1 pseudogene is annotated in these 748 nt (G+C 69.4%); it reads left to right on the forward strand.

The window, feature by feature from the left end:
* Window positions 1–748 (forward strand): annotated as a pseudogene (locus ABD323_RS42640) (hypothetical protein); the annotation flags it as partial.

Genomic DNA, 748 nt, shown 5'->3' on the forward strand with positions numbered 1-748 from the left:
CAGAACCGGATCGACCTCACCGTGCTCGTGGTGGACGACGGTGGCCCCGCCACCGCCGCGATCACCGCCGAGCTGGCGAGCGAAGGCACGCCGTACACGGTGGTGAAGCTCTCGGACGCGAACCGTCCGACCATCACCGCCGCGTTCCTCAGCGACACCCTGAACGGCGCGCCGCGCGCCAAGTTCCAGGGCGTCGTGCTGCCGAACGACAACCCGTTCGGCACGGGCTCCGCCGAGATGACGGCCCTCGCGAGCTTCGAGGCGACCTTCGGCATCCGCCAGATCGACGCGTACACCTACGCGCGCCCCGACGTCGGCCTGAACTGGGCGACCAACCCGGGCTACATCGGCACCCTGGACGGCACCCAGGGAGCGGTCACCACCGCCGGCACCGCGGGCTCGTTCAACTACCTCAAGGGCAACGTCCCCTTCGAGGACAACGACCCCTCGGTCAGCGAGAGCTACGGCTACCTCGCCACGCCGCTCACCACCCTGCCCACCGGCGCCTCGTTCACCCCCCTGGTGGACGCGCCGATCCCGGGCAGCACCGCGCGCGGCTCGCTGGTCGGCGAGTACGCGCACGACAACCGCAAGGAACTGGTCGTCACCTTCGTCTACAACCAGTACCAGCAGCAGTACCGGCTACTGGCCCGCGGGTTCGTCGACTGGCTGACCCAGGGCGTGCACCTCGGCTACGACCGGAACTACTTCGCCGTCCACAGCGACGACCTGTTCCTGTCCGACGACC

The organism is Kitasatospora nipponensis (assembly GCF_039528135.1).
In the GTDB taxonomy this organism is placed as follows: domain Bacteria; phylum Actinomycetota; class Actinomycetes; order Streptomycetales; family Streptomycetaceae; genus Kitasatospora; species Kitasatospora nipponensis.